This window comes from Selenomonas sp. GACV-9, assembly GCA_900116485.1.
Classification (GTDB): domain Bacteria; phylum Bacillota; class Negativicutes; order Selenomonadales; family Selenomonadaceae; genus Selenomonas_A; species Selenomonas_A ruminantium_G.
In genome coordinates, this window is sequence record FPAX01000024.1 from 9,032 (window position 1) to 27,189 (window position 18,158).

Here is an 18,158-nt window from a genome sequence, read left to right on the forward strand (position 1 = left end):
CATTTAGCGGAGCGGAGAAAAAGTGCACCCACCCTCACCCAAGCTGAGCTGTAGCAAGCTTATTGTAATCTCGCACTGACAGACAAACTGCAATTTCACGTACAAAACAAGCCGCCGCATAAACGCGACGGCTTGTTGCACGTGAAACATTCACGCTATTTTTAAGCTTTTGCACCCGTAGAATACATCGCAATCTTTTCCGGATTGTCGTTGATGCTCCAGACACCGCAGGGGCAGACACCTGCACAGATGCCGCAGCCGATGCAGCGGTTCGGGTCAGAAACGTACTCCCAGCTGCCATCTTCCTTCTCAATGCGCGTGATGGCCTTCTCCGGGCAGGATTCGAGGCACATCTTACAGTCACGGCAGGTGCCGCAGCTTACGCAACGCGTATGGTCATCGACAGGATCGCCGAGCAGGCAATGGTGGCATTTCTCAAAGTATGCTTTCGACAGGCGCTCAGCTGGGATCTGCTGCTTTTCTGGGAAGTCCGCAGTCTCTTTGCCCATGACATACTGGTCGACATACCAAGCTGCCTTGCGGCCGCTGCCGATAGCATCGGTCAGACGGCCCGGCTTGATCGTATCGCCGGCCGTGAATACGCCCTCAGCGATGCTCTGGTCTTTCTTCGGCACGAGCCAGCTCTTACGGAAGAACTCAATGCCCTCATCCTCTGGCAGGAAATCGAGCTCCGGCTCCTCACCGATGCTGACGATGACCTGATCTGCAGGGATGAATCTGCCGTCGTTGCCATAGACACCTTCCGGCGTGATCTTATTCGTGAAGAACGGCCAGACGAGCTTGCCGCCCAGATTTTCGATATATTCGATTTCATCAGCAAACGCGGCCGGTTTCTGCACGTCAACGGCTACTACCGTCTCAGCGCCCATCTCATAGGCACCACGGCAGGTATCCATACCGGAGTTGCCGGCACCGATTACGACGACATGCTTGCCCGTAGCCGGTTTCTCGCCGCGATTGATGGACTTGAGATACTCGAGACCCATCGTCAGATGCTCTGCACCCTCCCACGGGAAGAAACGGGATTTCGTGCCGCCCGTAGCGACAACGACTGCATCGTTCTCTTTGCGCAGCGCAGCGAATCTTTCTTTATCAACCTTGCAGGCAGTGACGAACTCAACACCAACACTCTGGATGCGCTTGAGCTCAGCCTCCAGCAGCTCATGTGCCAGTCGGCCGCGCGGGATGACTTGCTCGAGCTTGCCGCCGATATGGTCAGCATCATCGTAGACCGTAACGCTATGGCCTTTGCGTGCCAGCTGCCAAGCCGTCGAAAGACCGGCTACACCACCGCCGACAACAGCAATCTTCTTGCCCGTCTTGACTTTTGGCGGCTCAACGGTCAGGAAGGCCGAGCGATAGCCGAGGTCACCAATCTGGATTGGCTCGTCGATCGAGCCACGGGTGCAGTGATCCATGCAGGGATTTGGGCAGACCGAACCGCAGACCGAGCCTGGGAACGGCGTATACTGGAGCTCGAGCTGGAAAGCCTCGTCGAGCTTGCCCTGACGGATGAGATCATAACGACGCTGAGTCGGAATCCCTGTCGGGCAGTTGAATTCGCACGGTGCGGCGAATTTCGCATTGTCCCAGCTCGGTACACGCAGACGGTAAAGTCCCGTAGACAGGGTATTATGAACGGCGAAGTCATCATGGGCAACGTCGCTGAATATACCGCCCTTGACCCATTCGCTCTGACGGAAGGCCTTAAGATCATGGCTTTTCTTCCCTTTTTTCTCAGCAGCCGTCAAAGGACGCAGTTTCTTCCACTGGCTCCAGTCGGAGAGCTCTGCCCGCAAGTCCTCGCGCTCGATATGCTGCAGGAAGTCATCCATACCCCCATCGAGGAACGCGATGTCATCATCGTCAAGGTCCGTGTATTTGATATCTGCCGGATAAGTGTCAATCGGTCCACGGACATAGACCACACCGCCGACCATGCCGACGCAGGCGCGCTCGCCGAGAATCGAGGCGAACTGCTCGCTGTCATAGCCGCAGACAACAGCACGGCCGCCGCCCATGAACTCGAAGGAGAAGGAGCCGACATTCTTGAGGATCCAGAGCTCCGGCTCCTCATAGAGCGGGTCGTGTTTCATCAGCGAGCCCGTGCGCGTACCACCACGACCGCCGACAAAGATCTTGCCGCCCGAGGAGCAGTGGCCAGCCGTATCGCCAGCATCGCCCTTGACGGTGATGATACCGCCAGCGTTGAGCCAACCGACATCGGCCGATACCGAGCCATCGGCAACGATCTCCGTGCCCGGCAGGCACATCGACCCAAGACGCTGACCAGCATTGGTGACATGGAAATGAAGTTTCTTCCCCTCCGGATGCCACAACGGACCGCCGATATCATGCTGGCCTGAGGCCGCAATCTCAAACTCGGTTTCACCCTGCTTTACGGCACCACCGATGGCCAGCAGCAAGTCCTGAGTGGACATGCGGTCATGGCCTTGCATCGTATCTATCTTGAACATAAATTATTGCCTCCTGTTACGCCATCTTAGCATACATACTGGATACCGAGCTTCTCAGCCACAGCCTTGTCCGTGGAAACCAACGCATCGCTGCGGCCAATCGGCAGCGAGCTGTTGCCAATCGGCGCCATGAGCTTCTTGAGCTCAGCATCGAAGGCCAGTACATAATCAACGATCTTCTGCGCACCTCGGTCGATGTCGAGACGTTTGACGAGACGCGGATCCTGCGTGCAGATACCCATCGGGCATTTACCCGTATTGCATGCATTGCAGCGGCCCTGCTCGTTGCCTACGCAACCCAGGAGCTGAATGAGCACCTTGCCGACAAATACGCCGTTAGCGCCGAGGCACATCATCTTGAAGGCATCAGCAGCCGCATCGCCGGTCATGCCGATACCACCGCCGCCATAAAGCGGGATCTGGCCTTGCAGTCCCTGCTTGACAGCCGCATTGTAGCAGTCGCGGATCTTGGAGACAACTGGATGGCCCGTATGGTCAAGGGATACCTCATTAGCAGCACCCGTACCACCCTGGATACCATCTAGGAAGAAACCGCCGCAGATCTTGTACGGATCACGCAGCAGGTTGTTATAGACAGATACCGACGTCGCCGAGGCCGCACATTTGATGCCGACCGGCACGCGGAAACCGAAGGCCGCATTCATCGACAGATGCATCTTCTGAACCGATTCCTCAATCGAGTAGAGGCCCTGATGGTTCGGCGGCGAAGCCAGCGTAGCCTTTGGTACACCGCGGATAGCCTGGACATGCTCTGCGACCTTCGCCTCCGGCAGGAGACCGCCATCGCCCGGTTTTGCACCCTGACCGATCTTGATGAGAATACCAGCCGGGTCAGTGACCATATGCGGCATCGCCTTGATGATACGGTTCCAGCCGAAATGACCCGAGGCAATCTGGATGATGAAATATTTGAGGTAATCCGACTCGAGGAGTTTTACCGGCATACCGCCCTCACCGGAGCTCATACGTACCGGCAGGCCGCATTTCTCGTTGAGATAGCCCACAGCCATGGCTACGGCCTCCCAGGCACGCGTCGAGAGCGCGCCGATGGACATATCCGAGAAAATAAGCGGATAGATCCAGTCAACTGGCGGCGTATGGCTCGACTGCACGAGCTTGCCATCCTTGAGTTCAAACGGCAGCTCCTTAGCGGAGAGCACACGGCCAAACGGCGAGCGGATATCAAAGGTATGACGGGCAGCATCAAGCGACGGGTCAGTCATCTGGGAGATACGGCCAACGACAATGCTGTCAAGCGTGCGCTGTGCATTGAGGTTCGTACGGCCACCGCGTTTGATCGGGCCATTGTCTTTCGACAGCAATACCTTGCGCGTATCCGGATTGCGGACCGGACGAATGGCGTTATTGGGGCAAATCTTCTCGCACATGCCACAGCCACGGCAGAAATCCGTAAGGCTGGCGACCTGCTTGATGATGGGACGGGCCACATGCGTATGCTTGGGCTCCGGCTGGCTACCCTCCGAAATGGTCAGGGACTGCCCCTGGGTGACGACCTTGATTGCCTTGAACGAGCAGGCAGCTACACAGCTGCCGCACATCGTACAGCGGTCGGCATGATATTCGATTTTCCAGGGCAGGTCATTTACCCCTACATCCTGTGTTTTTACTGCTTGCATCTCTGTACCTCCAGGTCATTGTCAATTACGATGATTTCACGTTCATTCGGATAGATATCCTTCGTCTGATCACGGTCCGGCATGATCTCATTGATGCCGCAGACCTCCGACGAGATAGCCAGCATGTCATCGGTACGGCCGATGACTACCGGGCGCAATTTCTTGGAATCGCAGCAGGTAATCATGCGGTTGTCCGGCAGCACGCCGATGACCGTATTCGGGCCATTGATTTCGAGGTTAGCCAGCGACTGGCGGATGGCCGTAAGCACTTCCTTATCCTCGCGCTGTTCGATCTCCTCAAACGGCAGCGGCGTAATGACATGCTTATAATAAGTAAGCGGCCATTTGAGCTCATGATGCACATAATGGAGCGTATTGAGGAAACACTGGGAATCAGACTCGAAACCAATGTAGCCACGGTGCAGAGATTTCTGGAATTCCTTATTCTTTGTATAGAAGGTATTCTCGCCATTAGCGCAAAGCGTATACCCCTGCAGGAAGAACGGATGCGCTGCATAGCGGACGATATCATAGTTCGTATTCTGACGGCACTGGGCCACGATGGATTTTGCGGCCAGGCAGCCATTGTCATCCCAAAGGTGGAAATACGTTGCAATATCACGCGGATCGCCGATTTCCTTGAGCGTCAGGACATCCGGCCAGAAGGAGTAAACGAAACCTTCCCCAGCCTCTTCGAGCAGTTTACGCAGAGCCAGACGCGTATCGAGCAGCAGGTTCTCCTTCTGCTCCTTCGTCATCTTCTCGGCGCCTTCCGGATAATCGTAGTTACGGAAAATGTAGTAGGGCATTGCCTGGATATCAAGGCCCGGGCGTTTGTCCGGAATAGGAATCCACTCAGCCAGCTGCACAAAGTTGTGTGCATCCATGTATTCCTCTACGAGCTGAGCACCTCGCTGCGTGCAGGCCAGGGATAAAAGCGGCTTATCCTTATAATTGGAAAAGATACCGTAAAGATCCTGCATGACCATAGCAAAACCAGAGTTGTCATGCCCCTCTTGCTGCGGCAGCATCAGGCGCAAAGCCGTAGATGGCTGAACGGGTACCTTGCTCTTGATTGAACCGATTCTACACATATCCGTCTCTCCTTTGAGATTTGTCCGTCACATATAACACATTGTCTCTATACAATACATTTTTATTGTAATGTAACTACTATTATAGGAACAGTGTAAATCAATGTCAATATGCATATTCAAACATAAAATTCTGAAAAATATAGTTTAAGCCTTGATTTATCGCCATTTTGACTGCACCATTTGTGTATTTTTATTAATTATTGTATATTTATACCGATATTAGGTTTACACTCTTCTTATTTGTTATAGTTATCACGCCAATAAAAAAGCCCTATGCAGTAAGCTGCATAGGGCTTTTCCGTATTATTCACTTTTGTTATGCTATGTATTTTTTTACTGTATACATGCATACAAATCTATAGCGAAACCTCGCATCTGTACGCTAAAGTATACATTATTCATTATAGCTCAGCATCATCAATGCAGATAAGTAGACGGATTGACAGGCGTACCATTGATGCGTACCTCATAGTGAACATGAGGCCCCGTTGAGAATCCCGTGCTGCCCATATAGGCAATGATCTGACCGCGGCGAACGTGTTGGCCAGCCACAACAGCTACCTGCATGGCATGACCATAGCGAGTCATGATGCCATTGCCATGATCGATATCGACCATGTTGCCATAACCGCCACTATTCCAGCCTGCCGTCGTGACTACGCCATCAGCAGTCGCCACGATTGGCGTCCCCATATCGTTGGCGATATCGATACCCGGATGGAAGTCCGAACCATTCCAGCGCAGGCCATAGGGCGAGCTCACATCGCCGCGTGCTGGCCAGATAGCTGGAACTGTACCACCTGGCATATTCAGACCGCTCTGGGCATAAGTACCAAGAGCCTGTTGGCGCTGCTGCAGCTGCTCCTTGAGCTCCAGCAGCGACTGTCGCCGTACAGCCAGCCCCTGCTCCACAAGGTCGAGCACCTGACCGACGTTTTGTATGTCTGGCTGCACCACCGGGCCGCCCTGGCCATCATGCGTGCCATCACCGCCACTTCCCTCACTGCCGCTGGCATCCGGACTTTGCTGCGTCTGCGCATCACCATCCTTTGCCGGCGCCGCACCGGACATGCGGCGGATATCATTCTCAAGCTGACGGAGCTGGTCCATCTGCTCCTGCAGGGCATTGGCCTTCTTCGAGAGATTGAGCAGCTGCTCCTGTTGGATCTTGTTGACCTCGCGCAGCTCACGCACCTCACTGACGCCACTACGTACGGCAAAGGTGCTGTAAACAGCATAGCTGAATGCACCGACAAATAGCAACGCAATGGCCAGCAGGGATGCCAAGCCAATCTTCAATGTCGATTCCGACAAGCGGATATTCTTGACATCACCACCCTGCGAAGGAATAAACTTGATGGTATACTCCTGTTCTTCCTTCAGCTCTTTTTTATTTTCGTCCGCCAAAGTAAAGCCTCCAAACGTTCTCAATAAAAATAAATCCACGGAGCACACGTCCCTGGATCGAATCATAATCTCATCATCTGAAAAACAAGTAAATTTGCAAGAAAAAACCTTATGCCATTATAGCATAAGGTTCTCGTTTTTTAAAGAGTTTTCTACTATAGCATTACTGTGCTTTAGCCATAGCCTCGCGCAGTGCCTGCTCCTCTTCCTCGGTCATGGTATAAGTCGAATGGCCATCTTCGATGGGCTTGACATAGCTGCGTGAATCCTCACGGCCAAAGATGCTCGAAAGCACGACACCATTGTTATGCGAGTCCAGCAAGGCCACCGCATAGCTGAGGTCACTACCCATATCTTCAAAGGCCCGGAACCGCACGACACCAACCCGCGTGACAGCCGTCTGCAGCAAGGCATCCATACGCTGATTCTCGGCATCGATGCGCTGGTTTTCCTCAACGACATGCTTGACTTCATCAATATGCCCCATGAGCAAGCGCTCGAGATTGGCACCATCAACACCTGCCATCATCTTGCGATAGCGTTTTTTCATATAACTGAGTTTCAACGCCTGGTTGATCATGATGATCAACATGATTACCATAATTATTGCCATGCCTACGACGATAAACGGCATATTATCAGCCATAAACTTCATAAACTGCTGAATATCCATTGTCTCCTTTGTGCTTCCTTTCTCTTCTCTCTTGCCAGCAACATTGTTGCACGTGAAACATTTATATCATACGGTGAAATTCTGCGACAGGGAAACCTTTCTGAGCGCATCGATGCGCTGCTGCTTGATGTCCTGCTGACGCTCAAGGATTGTTCCCATGATCCGCTCAAGATCCTCCGCCGAATAGAATTCGATCTCAATCTTGCTCTTTTTCTTGCCAGGATGGATCTTAACCTGTGTCCCCAGAAGATGCGTGAGCTTTTCGACTGCCTCGGTCAGGAATACATCCTGCGGCGCATCTTTCTTGGCAGTGTCTGATTTTTTTTGCTGGAAGAAATCAGGATTCTCCAGCAGCTTTTTGACCAAAGCCTCAGACTGGCGGGCAGAGAGCTCTTCCGCTTGGATATATTCTGCTGCCTCACGCTGCAAGGCCTGATTTTCCAAGGACAACAACGGCTTTGCCTGCCCCATGGAAAGCGTCCCATTGGCCACATAATCCTGCACCTGCGGCTCAAGTTTGAGCAACCGCAGGAAATTGGCAATATGCGAGCGGCTGCGTCCGACCTTGCGCGCTACGACCTCCTGTGTGAGGTTGAACTCCTTCATCAGACGTTCATACGCTTGTGCCTCTTCCATCGCATTGAGGTTTTCCCGCTGGATATTCTCAATCAGCGCAATCTGGCCGACCTCTTCATTGTTATACTCGCGCACAATGACCGGAACCTCGGCAAGACCAGCGAGCTTAGCCGCGCGCAGGCGTCTTTCACCGGCAATCAGCTCATAGCCGCCAGCTGGCAGCTTGCGCACGAGCAGCGGCTGCAGTACGCCGAAATTCCGCACCGATTCCTTGAGATCTTCAAGAGCACTCTCATCAAACTCCAGGCGCGGCTGATAGCGATTGGCCTTTATCGAGCCGATAGCTATCGAATGTACCTTATCCTTGCCGTCGGCCTCGACCTGAGCCTTGCCTAGCCCCAAAGCACCAAGCCCCTTGCCCAGTCCGCCATGTTTAGCCACGGGAAATCACCTCTTTCGCCAACTTCATATACACTTCGGCCCCCTTGGACTTCTTATCATAATAAAGGATGGGCTGGCCAAAGGACGGCGCCTCGCTCAAGCGTACCGTACGCGGAATCATCGTCTTATAGACCGCCGTATCAAAACTGCTCCGTACTTCAGCGACTACCTGCTCGGCCAATTTCGTACGCGAATCGTACATGGTCATGACCACACCCTCAACAGCCAGATCGGCATTGAGATTATTGCGCACAAGTTCGATAGTCTTCATGAGCTGAGCTACGCCCTCCAGAGCATAGAACTCACACTGTATCGGCATAAGCACCGAATCAGCAGCCGCCAGCGAATTCAGCGTCAAGAGCCCCAGCGACGGCGGACAGTCGATGATGATGTAATCATAATCATCGCGTACCGTATCCAATGCCTTCTTGAGCCGCGTCTCGCGGGAAATCGCTGCCACCAGTTCAACCTCAGCACCGGCCAATTCGATATTAGCAGGCAATACATCCACCTTGAACTCGGTCGGCTGGATAACCTCACGGATGCCTGCATTATCGATAAGCACATGGTAGATGGTCTGCTCCAGCGCTGACTTATCGATACCATAGCCGCTGCTTGCATTTCCCTGCGGATCGCAATCCACCAGCAGGACTTTCTTCTTCTTGGCTGCCAGGCAGGCCGCCAGATTCACCGACGTCGTCGTCTTGCCGACACCGCCCTTCTGATTGGCTACTGCAATGATCTTTGCCAACTCTTCCACCACTTTCCCCAAAGTCATAAAATGTTACAGTTCTTCTTGTAAATTTCTGCTAAAATAAATATAATTGTTATGTCAATATATATTTGATAAACAGTTGTTAAGCAGCATTCACAGGAAGACTTATCACTCGTTTTATCCACTATATATAATAATATGAAATGACGGAAAAGCCAATGTTTCACGTGAAACATTTTGAAAAAATTTAGGGAGGTGAGCATCATGCCCATATATAATACACCACTGCTGCGTATAGATTCCCAGGAAACCCGCCGCTATGCCGGACTTATGAAGGCCAAGGATTTTGACGAGTCAAGGATCGAGGACGCCTGTCAGGATGCGCGCCTGCTTGCTGCGCCACGCGGTATCTGGCAGGTATATGACTATGACTGTCAAAAGCAGGAAATCAAAGCCGATCCTCCCTGCATCATCGAAGGCAGCAAGATTGGTGCTCATCTGGCTGGCTGTGACAAGGTAATCCTGCTGGCAGCCACCGTTGGCGATGAGATAGAAGAGACTGTAACCCAGCGATTCGCTAACGGCGAGTACAGCTCCTCTGTCCTTCTCGATGCGGCTGCTACCACTGCCGTAGAACAGATTGCCAACAGCATAGAAAAGGCTATAAAGACAAAAGCCGCTGCCAAAGGCTACGGCATGCGCTGGCGGTTCAGCCCCGGCTATGGGGATTGGCCCATCGAACAGCAGCCTGAGCTCATTCGCTTGTCACATGCAGCCGACATCGGCATCAGCCTTTCAAGCGCCATGATGCTCCTGCCGCGAAAAAGCATCACGGCAATCATCGGACTATATAAGGAAGATAAAAGTAAACCTGATGCTGCGAAAGCCCAACATCACAAAGGCTGCGCGGCCTGCGAAAAACTCGATTGTCCTGCCCGCAAGATTTGACCTTCCCCATACTGAACAAAAAAGGAGTATTCCATGATCCATATCTTTGACGGTGCCATGGGCACCATGCTCCAGGCCGGCGGCCTAAAACCAGGTGCCTGCCCTGAGCTTATGAATATTGAGCAGCCAGAGGTCGTCAAGAGCATCCATAAAGCCTATCTCGATGCCGGTGCTACTGTCATCGAGACCAATACCTTCGGCGCAAGCTCCCTGAAACTCGACCACTATGGCCTTGCCGACCGCGTCACTGAGCTCAATGCTGCCGCGGTGAAGATTGCCAAGGAGGCCGCAGGCACGAAGGCCAAGGTCGCAGGTTCGATGGGCCCCACCGGCCGCTTTGTCGTACCACTCGGCGACCTCGACTTTGAGGATGCCTATGACTGCTTTGCCGAACAGGCCAAAGCACTGGCTGATGCCGGTGCCGACTACCTGATCATCGAGACCTGCATCGACATACAGGAAATGCGCGCCGCCTTGCTGGCCGCTAAGGAAAATGCCCCAGGTGTCCCTGTCATCTGTCAGCTCTCCTATAGCGAAGATGGCCGCACGGTCACGGGTACCGACCCCCAGTCGGCAGCCATCATCCTTGAAGCCCTGGGCGCCGATATCATCGGCGTCAACTGCTCCCTCGGACCAGAGCAGCTCGTGCCGATTGTCCGCACGCTGGCCGAGAACTGCAGCGTCCCCATCAGCGTCCAGCCAAATGCCGGCATGCCATATCTCGAAAACGGTGAGACCGTATTCCCGATGGGCCCCGAAGACTTCGGGCGCTGGGGTACGAAACTGCTTGAGGCCGGCGCTACCTTCCTCGGTGGCTGCTGCGGCACGACACCGGCCCATATCGCAGCCCTTGCAGCGACACTCAAAGATGCTACAGAGCCTACGCGGGCAAAACACGCCAAAAGGCTTTGGCTGGCCAGCCGCAGCAAGGCAGTCTGCATCGATAAGAAACTACCGACAAGACTCATCGGAGAACGCATCAATCCTACAGGCCGCAAGAAACTGGCTGCCGAAATCCGCGAAGGCTCCTTCCTCTCAGTAAAGAAGGAAGCTGTCAATCAGGTCAAAGCTGGCGCCCACCTGCTCGATGTCAACATGGGCGTCGGCGGCATCGACCAAACTGCCGCTATGAAAAAAGCCGTCACCGAGATTGCTCAGCTCACCGACGCACCACTGGCTATCGATACCGGCGATTCCGCAGCATTGGAGGCCGGCCTGCGCGCCTACCCGGGCCGCGCGCTCATCAACTCCGTCAGCTACGAGCCCGAACGCATAGCAAAATTCCTGCCCCTTGCAAAAAAATACGGCGCTGCGATTCTCTGCCTGCCAATCACTGAAGACGGCGTCCCAAAAACTGCTGAGGACCGCTTGGAGGTCATGAGGAAAATCATCACCGCAGCCAAAGAGCAAGGTCTCGATGATGGCGATTTCCTCTTGGACGCGCTGGTCATGACCGTATCAGCCGACAAGAACGCCTGCTACGAAGTCCTGATCACCTTGCAGATGTACCGGGAACGCTTTGGCTACCCTACTACCATGGGACTCTCCAATATTTCCTTCGGCCTGCCAAACCGGCCGCTCATCAACAGCACCTTCTTTGCCATGTGTCTGGCAGCCGGCCTCGATGCGCCAATCATGAATCCCTATGATGAATCCATGCAGCGGGCCCTCAAAGCCAGTGCCGCACTGCTCGGCGATGATCCGAACGGACTCGCCTTCAGCCAGGACGAAGCCAACCTCAGCGTGCCAAAAAAAGCTGCCGTCGCCAAAGAGAGCAACCTTGCCGCACTGCCTGCTATCAAGCAGGCAGTCATCGATGGCGAAAAGGATGAAATTGTCGAGCTTGTCGCCCGCGCTGTAGCAGAAGGGCATAGCGCAAACGAAATCACCGAAAATGCCTTGACAGCCGCCATGACCGATATTGGCGAAGACTTCGGTGCTGGCCGCATGTTCCTGCCACAGGTACTGCTCTCGGCAGAAACCATGCGCGCAGCCTTCAACAAACTCAAAGAACTGCTGCCAGCAAGCAGCGAAGCCGACAAAGGCACCGTCGTCATCGCTACGGTCAAGGGAGACGTCCATGACCTCGGCAAGAATATCACCGGTGCCCTGCTCGCCAACAGCGGCTTCCGGCTCATCGATCTCGGCAAAGATGTCGACTCCACAGAAATCGTCAAAGCCGCCATCGAAAGCAAAGCCGATATCGTCGGCCTCTGCGCCCTGATGACGACCACGATGGTCCAGATTGACAAAGTCATCGCCGACCTCAAAGCTGCAGGCTGCCCAGCCAAAGTCATGGTTGGCGGCGCTGCTGTCACGCAAGACTACGCCGACAGTGCCGGTGCCGATGCCTACGCCGCCGACGGTGTCCAAGCCGTAAAGCTTGCCAAGGACATGCTCGGCATTGAATAAAGCATAAAAAAAAGCGATTGTTTCACGTGAAACAATCGCTTTTTGTGATTCTAAGTTTTAGAACAATACCTTTGCCAAATGCAGGTATTCCGGATCGAGTTTCTTTTTGTTGTTGACCGAATCGTGCAGGTCTATGGAAACGACGCGGCCTTTGCTGAAGCCGAAGACGATATCCGAAAGGCCCGAAATCAGTGCCAGAGCAGCCTGCTCGCCGAGCTGGCTGGCACGTACGCGGTCGATGACCGACGGAGAGCCCCCACGCTGAATGTGGCCGAGTACCGATACGCGCGTATCGAGTTCCGTCTTCTTGGCAATGTAGTCGCCGATTTCCTGACCGCTGCCAGCACCCTCAGCAACGACGACAAGGATGTAGCGCTTACCTTCCTGATAAGCAGCCTTCATATCCTCACAGATCTTATCGAGGTCGAACGGGGACTCCGGTACAAGGATGTACTCTGCGCCGCCCGAGATGCCCGAGACGAGAGCCAGCCAGCCCGAACTGCGGCCCATGACTTCCATGACGATGACGCGGCGATGTGCCGATGCCGTATCACGAAGCTTGTTGATAGCATCGATGATCGTGTTAGCAGCCGTATCGCAGCCAATCGTGTAGTCAGAACCCCAGACATCGTTATCGATCGTGCCCGGCAGGCCGACGATAGGAATGCCCGTCTCCTGGGAAAGCAGCGAAGCGCCGCGCAGGGAGCCGTCACCGCCGATGACGCAGAGGCCCTGGATGCCACGGTCTACGAGGTGCTGATAGCCCAGCATACGGCCTTCCGGCGTCTTCCAACGCTTGCAGCGAGCCGTACCAAGGAACGTACCACCGCGCTGGATGATATCACCGACATCCTTAGACTTCATCTCAAACATATCTTCTTCAAGCAAGCCATGATAACCGTCACGGATACCCCAGACTTTTACGCCCTCATAGAGAGCCGTACGGACAACCGCACGGGCTGCCGCATTCATTCCCGGGCTATCGCCACCGCTGGTCATGACTGCAATGCTTTTTAACATAATCGAAGTCCCCCTTGAGTATGAGAAAATTGTAACATAGTACGTCAAATTTGAAATTCTTACCAAATCTTATAATACCATAAATCCGGCAAATCTAACAGAGTTTTTCCTACCGGAATGTGCACTTAACCTAATTTTTTGAGTGCCTTATCCAACTTGTCTCCTGATACTTGACAAAAAAACAGGATAATGATAAATTGACTACAGAAGATGCTGTGCGACTGACGGAAGTGGATTACCACAGGGAGCACAGGGAAGAAAAGCCGACCGTCTGGGCGTATAGCCTGGATTCGTGTCGGCTTTTTTCATTGTTTGATTGGAAAAGGAGAACCTTGCGATGAACGAAATGGAACTCAAATACGGCTGCAACCCGAATCAGAAACCGGCCCGCGTATTCATGAAAGACGGTGACCTGCCGTTCCAGGTGCTCAATGGCAAACCGGGCTACATCAATCTGCTCGATGCCATGAACAGCTGGCAGCTCGTCCGTGAACTCAAGGAGGCTACGGGCCTTCCAGCCGCTGCGTCCTTCAAACATGTCAGCCCGGCTGGTGCCGCTGTTGCTGTTCCCCTCTCCGAAACGCTCCAGAAGGCTTACTTCGTCGAAGGCGTAGAGCTTTCACCGATTGCTACAGCCTATATCCGTGCCCGCGGCGCTGACCGCATGTCGTCCTATGGCGACTTCGTTGCGCTCTCCGATGAGTGCGATGCCCAGACGGCCTCCTTCCTGCAGCGCGAGGTATCCGACGGCATCATTGCGCCCTCCTACTCCGACGCCGCCCTCGAAATCCTCAAGACGAAACGCAAGGGCACATATCTCGTCCTGCAGATGGACCCGGACTACAAGCCGGAGCCTCTCGAGACCAAGCAGGTATTTGGCATCACCTTCGAACAGCAGCGCAATGAGATTGCCCTCACCGAAGACTGCCTCACGGAAATCCCGACGAAGAACAAGGATCTGCCCGCCGCTGCCAAACGCGATCTGCTGATTGCGCTGATCACGCTCAAATACACGCAGTCCAACTCCGTCTGCTATGCCAAGGACGGGCAGGCTATCGGCATCGGTGCTGGCCAGCAGTCCCGCGTCCATTGCACGCGCCTTGCTGGCAACAAGGCCGACATCTGGTATCTCCGGCAGGCTCCGCAGGTCTTGAATCTGCCCTTCCGCGACGACGTACGCCGTCCAGACCGCGACAATGCCATCGATGTCTATGTTGGCGATGAATATATGGATCTCTTAGGCGGCGACGAATGGAAACGCGTCTTTACGGAAAAACCGCCAGTATTCACGGCAGAGCAGAAGAAAGCCTGGCTGGCTACGCAGACGGGTGTATCTCTCGGCTCGGATGCTTTCTTCCCCTTTGGCGACAATATCGAGCGTGCCCGCAAGAGCGGTGTTGACTATGTAGCTCAGGCTGGAGGTTCCATCCGCGATGACAATGTCATCGCGACCTGCGATAAATACAATATGACGATGGCCATGACGCATATCCGTCTGTTCCATCACTAAAACAGCTTTTACAGTTACCCCATTCTTACACATACACACGAAAAGGTGCGGAGATATTGATTCTCCGCACCTTTTCACATCGATAAGACTCAATCCATGACTTCGCCAGTCCGCACTTGCTCAAGCGTACTGACGCCGTCCATATCGCGCACGCACGACAGGCAGCAGTCCACACCACCGAGCTGGAACGGAATCAGCAGATAGATCTTCAGCCGCACTTCACCAGCATCATTGCGCGAATGGAAAAATGCAGTAAAGTGATCGCGCTTGACCTGCTCCCGCCGCTTTGCCAGATCCTTCAAATCGTAAAACTGCAGGAACGCTCCCCGTTCTTCGGGAACGATATAGCGTTCTGCATAAAGCTCGAGACTTCCCCGCACGGATTCATCTTCCGTGGTAATCCGATTCTGCGTCTCATCAATGTAGATATTCTCTGCCCGCCCCGTACTTGAAAGGAAGTCGATACGCGTAAAGATTCCCATGATATGCCAAAATGCTGCATGCATATCGATACCTTCGTGCGGACGCTGAGCCGACAGATTTGCCGGAGCCACGACATACGCATGCACATCACGCACAGGATCAGTCGCAATATGACGGCAACGTACTGTACCCAAATTGCCATTGATGGAAAAATCCGCACTCTCCTCTTCCCCTGATTGGCAACAGCGCACAAGCAGCCGCTCCATCATGCGATCCATATGTTCCTGACCAGACTGATATCTTGTGACAACAGCCTCGAGTGTATCCATACCAATACTCTTCAGATAATCAAAATACGAATGATTCGCATATAGATAGCGGAAGGTATCACGAGAAAGCCCTTGCTCCACGATAGCCAGCGGCAGCTGACTGATGCAGCCAGCGCTTTCCTCTTCCCTGCGCAACGGAAAGCTGCTGAGCACGTTGATTCCACTGACTTGCTGGTAGTACTCTGAAGATTTGAGAGGCTCAAAGGTCAAGGTTGCGCCTTGCTTGGCATAAGCATTAGCTGCCGGTGCCAACGGTTGCGGCTTACCAAACAGATAGCCCTGACATGCCTCACAGCCAATGAGTTTCAGGAATTCATACTGTTCTTCAGTTTCCACCCCTTCCGCGAGCGTATGCATGCCAATCTTTTTGGCCATATCCACAAGGGACTGGATGATGATGCCCGACTTGCGATTTGTTCCAAAATCCCGCAGGAAACGCATATCAAGCTTTATCATATCAAAATCATATTCCTTGAGCGTATTGAGAGAGGAATAGCCACTGCCGAAATCATCCATCCATACCTCATAGCCCGCCGCCCGGAATCGGGCGATCTGCTCCATCAGATTGCTATCATCCATCGTCAAGGCGCTCTCCGTGACCTCAAGGCGCAAACGGTCACAGCCAACCTTATATTCCTGCCGGATGTGCTCAACATTAGCAAAGATATCTGTCAACTGGAAATCCAACCGTGATAGATTTACCGAAATACGTGCCTCCTGCCACCCCTGTCCATGTTCCCGCACACGGCGGAAATCCTCACATACCTCGCGAATGACATAGAGATCAAGTTTATGGATTAGATGAGCGCTCTCAAGGACATCGATAAATATATTCGGTGGAATCATGCCATGCTCTGGCGAATTCCACCGTGCCAACGCCTCAAAACCGATAACCTGACGTGTCATCGTCCGGATTTCCGGCTGATACCATATCTCGATATCATGATGTTCAAGCGCGCGATAAAAATTACTTACGATGTAATTCTTTAAGCGGAGTTTTTCCTCAAACGAAGCATCAAAGACGCCCCAGCCTTTGTCGTATATTCCCTTGACACTCTCACAGGCAAGCTTTGCCCTGTCAAGAATCAACGCAATATCCTGGATGCCGGCCGCCGGCACATAGAGGCCAACCTTGATTTCCATCGCCATATTCTGATCAAAATCATAAACAGACTTACGGACATACTCCATGCGCTGCTCGATATTCTGGTTCTTGACAGCAGCCATGAAATGGTCATCATTCAAGCGCGCAAGTATCCCATCAGGAAATGTGTCCTGCAGAATCCCAGCAACACGCCGCAGGAACTTATTCCCCCCTTGAAAACCATACTTGAGATTGTATTCCTTGAAATTCTCGATATCGAAATACAGGAAAGCCAGATTGCCATCAGCAGCATCGCACAGCAAATAATGAGCGTCCTCCATGAAATACATCATGTTGAACAGCCCGGTGACTTCATCCTTTTGATTCTTGCGAATAAACTCTTTCATGATGATACTCTCATTTCCGGAGTTATCCACAGACATAACCATTATTTTGTGGATATGTCTATATTTATGTGGATAAATCTATACAAAGTTACAAGGAAATCCGCAAATACTCTTCGACTGCATCGCGGAAACTCATAGGATTTTCACTACTGCCGCCTACCTTATTCTCCTTCATGACCTTCAACACACCATGATAAACCTCGTCCTCAATGGAACCAGGCACCAGATTTTCCCAATGCTGTGAACTATACGCCCGTTCCTTGATGGCATTATCAGGCCGCCCCGTAACCTCCAGCTCACTCAGGAACTGGATCTGTTTTGTCTTCGGACGGATATAATAATGACTGAGGAAATATTTTGGCGGGTAGCTGTACTCACCATCATCATCCACCTTCGTCAACCGCACCCAAACCTCTATGATATTCTCGGTCTCCGAATAAGGCATCTTGATCCAGCGCAGGCTCTGCGTATCAAGATAATAAGCAAAGCCATTGTCCTTGAGCAGATAGACATAGCGCTCCTTCGTCGCCTGACCATTTTCCTTGCGTTTTTGTTCCAAAGCTTTGCCTAAAGGCCCTTTTTCCTCAGGGATATTTGCATTTGTCGTATCAACACGCGAAGTCTTTGCTTCCTGTGGTGCCGCTGCCGCTCCAACCTGTGCAGCACCTATGCTCAACAGCACCCCACAAAGGATACCGCTTCCTATCCTATATAGCTTTTTTCTCATTTCCATCACCTCACATTATTATTTCGTTATCTATATAGAATTCTCCTTTTCCCCATTTTTTCCTTCTCCCCCTACTATGAGATATAGCCCAAACAACTCTGTATTTCTTCCATAAATTTATTCTTCAAATTGCAGTTTGTCTGTCAGTGCGTGCGGAACGAAATCCCGATAGTACGCAGCTCGGGGTTCACGGGGTAGTACTTTTTCTGTTTCCGCTGAATGGACCGTACGAC

Annotated in this window: 13 protein-coding genes and 1 riboswitch; of the genes, 3 read left to right on the forward strand and 10 right to left on the reverse strand. The window is 52.8% G+C overall.

The genetic code is table 11. From position 1 onward, the window contains the following. Positions 1 to 161: 161 nt before the first annotated feature. The 7 genes from BM322_RS12460 to BM322_RS12490 form a co-directional block, all read right to left on the reverse strand. Entirely contained in the window at positions 162 to 2,498 is a 2,337-nt protein-coding gene (locus tag BM322_RS12460) for an FAD-dependent oxidoreductase (protein WP_075430973.1), read from the reverse strand. 26 nt (positions 2,499 to 2,524) lie between these two features. Then, positions 2,525 to 4,156: a glutamate synthase-related protein gene (locus tag BM322_RS12465; RefSeq protein WP_075430976.1), complete on the reverse strand. Its 1,632-nt coding sequence runs from the start codon at positions 4,154 to 4,156 to the stop codon at positions 2,525 to 2,527. After that, positions 4,144 to 5,250: a glutamine amidotransferase family protein gene (locus BM322_RS12470; protein ID WP_075430978.1), complete on the reverse strand. Its 1,107-nt coding sequence runs from the start codon at positions 5,248 to 5,250 to the stop codon at positions 4,144 to 4,146. The genes BM322_RS12465 and BM322_RS12470 overlap by 13 nt, the downstream gene beginning before the upstream one ends. 420 nt (positions 5,251 to 5,670) lie before the next feature. Then, entirely contained in the window at positions 5,671 to 6,660 is a 990-nt protein-coding gene (locus BM322_RS12475; protein ID WP_075430980.1) for a M23 family metallopeptidase, read from the reverse strand. Between the two features lie 163 nt (positions 6,661 to 6,823). Further along, positions 6,824 to 7,333 (reverse strand): DUF4446 family protein, encoded by a 510-nt coding sequence (locus tag BM322_RS12480; RefSeq protein ID WP_075430982.1) that lies wholly within the window; start codon positions 7,331 to 7,333, stop codon positions 6,824 to 6,826. Positions 7,334 to 7,399: 66 nt separating this feature from the next. Further along, positions 7,400 to 8,350 carry a ParB/RepB/Spo0J family partition protein gene (locus tag BM322_RS12485; RefSeq protein WP_075430984.1) on the reverse strand — a complete coding sequence of 317 codons (951 nt, stop codon included), beginning with the start codon at positions 8,348 to 8,350 and terminating at the stop codon, positions 7,400 to 7,402. Beyond that, positions 8,343 to 9,101 carry an AAA family ATPase gene (locus BM322_RS12490; protein WP_075430997.1) on the reverse strand — a complete coding sequence of 253 codons (759 nt, stop codon included), beginning with the start codon at positions 9,099 to 9,101 and terminating at the stop codon, positions 8,343 to 8,345. Before BM322_RS12490 ends, BM322_RS12485 begins: the two co-directional genes overlap by 8 nt. A gap of 228 nt (positions 9,102 to 9,329) precedes the next feature. Between BM322_RS12490 and BM322_RS12500 the strand changes: the two genes are divergently transcribed. Both BM322_RS12500 and BM322_RS12505 read left to right on the forward strand, forming a co-directional pair. Then, positions 9,330 to 10,013 carry a methionine synthase gene (locus tag BM322_RS12500; RefSeq protein WP_075430986.1) on the forward strand — a complete coding sequence of 228 codons (684 nt, stop codon included), beginning with the start codon at positions 9,330 to 9,332 and terminating at the stop codon, positions 10,011 to 10,013. A gap of 33 nt (positions 10,014 to 10,046) precedes the next feature. After that, positions 10,047 to 12,425, forward strand: a complete 2,379-nt coding sequence (locus tag BM322_RS12505) for a homocysteine S-methyltransferase family protein (protein ID WP_075430987.1) — start codon at positions 10,047 to 10,049, stop codon at positions 12,423 to 12,425. A gap of 57 nt (positions 12,426 to 12,482) precedes the next feature. Here BM322_RS12505 and pfkA read toward each other — a convergent pair whose 3' ends face one another. After that, positions 12,483 to 13,445 carry a 6-phosphofructokinase gene (pfkA, locus tag BM322_RS12510; RefSeq protein WP_075430989.1) on the reverse strand — a complete coding sequence of 321 codons (963 nt, stop codon included), beginning with the start codon at positions 13,443 to 13,445 and terminating at the stop codon, positions 12,483 to 12,485. A 207-nt stretch (positions 13,446 to 13,652) separates the two neighbouring features. Continuing rightward, positions 13,653 to 13,729: riboswitch (ZMP/ZTP riboswitch) on the forward strand. Between the two features lie 53 nt (positions 13,730 to 13,782). Here pfkA and BM322_RS12515 point away from each other — a divergent pair. After that, positions 13,783 to 14,955: a phosphoribosylaminoimidazolecarboxamide formyltransferase gene (locus BM322_RS12515; protein WP_075430991.1), complete on the forward strand. Its 1,173-nt coding sequence runs from the start codon at positions 13,783 to 13,785 to the stop codon at positions 14,953 to 14,955. An 89-nt stretch (positions 14,956 to 15,044) separates the two neighbouring features. Here the strand turns inward: BM322_RS12515 and BM322_RS12520 are convergent, their stop codons facing one another. Continuing rightward, a complete protein-coding gene (locus BM322_RS12520) occupies positions 15,045 to 17,198 on the reverse strand; it encodes a bifunctional diguanylate cyclase/phosphodiesterase (protein ID WP_075430993.1) in 2,154 nt (717 codons plus the stop codon). Positions 17,199 to 17,286: 88 nt separating this feature from the next. Beyond that, positions 17,287 to 17,925: a hypothetical protein gene (locus tag BM322_RS12525; protein ID WP_143102242.1), complete on the reverse strand. Its 639-nt coding sequence runs from the start codon at positions 17,923 to 17,925 to the stop codon at positions 17,287 to 17,289. Between the last annotated feature and the right edge of the window lie 233 nt (positions 17,926 to 18,158).

Excerpts from the sequence above, each read along its gene's own strand:
- BM322_RS12500 (WP_075430986.1), top strand. The coding sequence starts at position 9,330 with ATGCCCATATATAATACACCACTGCTGCGTATAGATTCCCAGGAAACC.
- BM322_RS12505 (WP_075430987.1), top strand. The coding sequence starts at position 10,047 with ATGATCCATATCTTTGACGGTGCCATGGGCACCATGCTCCAGGCCGGC.
- BM322_RS12465 (WP_075430976.1), bottom strand. The coding sequence starts at position 4,156 with ATGCAAGCAGTAAAAACACAGGATGTAGGGGTAAATGACCTGCCCTGG.
- pfkA (WP_075430989.1), bottom strand. The coding sequence starts at position 13,445 with ATGTTAAAAAGCATTGCAGTCATGACCAGCGGTGGCGATAGCCCGGGA.
- BM322_RS12460 (WP_075430973.1), bottom strand. The coding sequence starts at position 2,498 with ATGTTCAAGATAGATACGATGCAAGGCCATGACCGCATGTCCACTCAG.
- BM322_RS12515 (WP_075430991.1), top strand. The coding sequence starts at position 13,783 with ATGAACGAAATGGAACTCAAATACGGCTGCAACCCGAATCAGAAACCG.
- BM322_RS12525 (WP_143102242.1), bottom strand. The coding sequence starts at position 17,925 with ATGAGAAAAAAGCTATATAGGATAGGAAGCGGTATCCTTTGTGGGGTG.
- BM322_RS12470 (WP_075430978.1), bottom strand. The coding sequence starts at position 5,250 with ATGTGTAGAATCGGTTCAATCAAGAGCAAGGTACCCGTTCAGCCATCT.
- BM322_RS12480 (WP_075430982.1), bottom strand. The coding sequence starts at position 7,333 with ATGGATATTCAGCAGTTTATGAAGTTTATGGCTGATAATATGCCGTTT.
- BM322_RS12520 (WP_075430993.1), bottom strand. The coding sequence starts at position 17,198 with ATGAAAGAGTTTATTCGCAAGAATCAAAAGGATGAAGTCACCGGGCTG.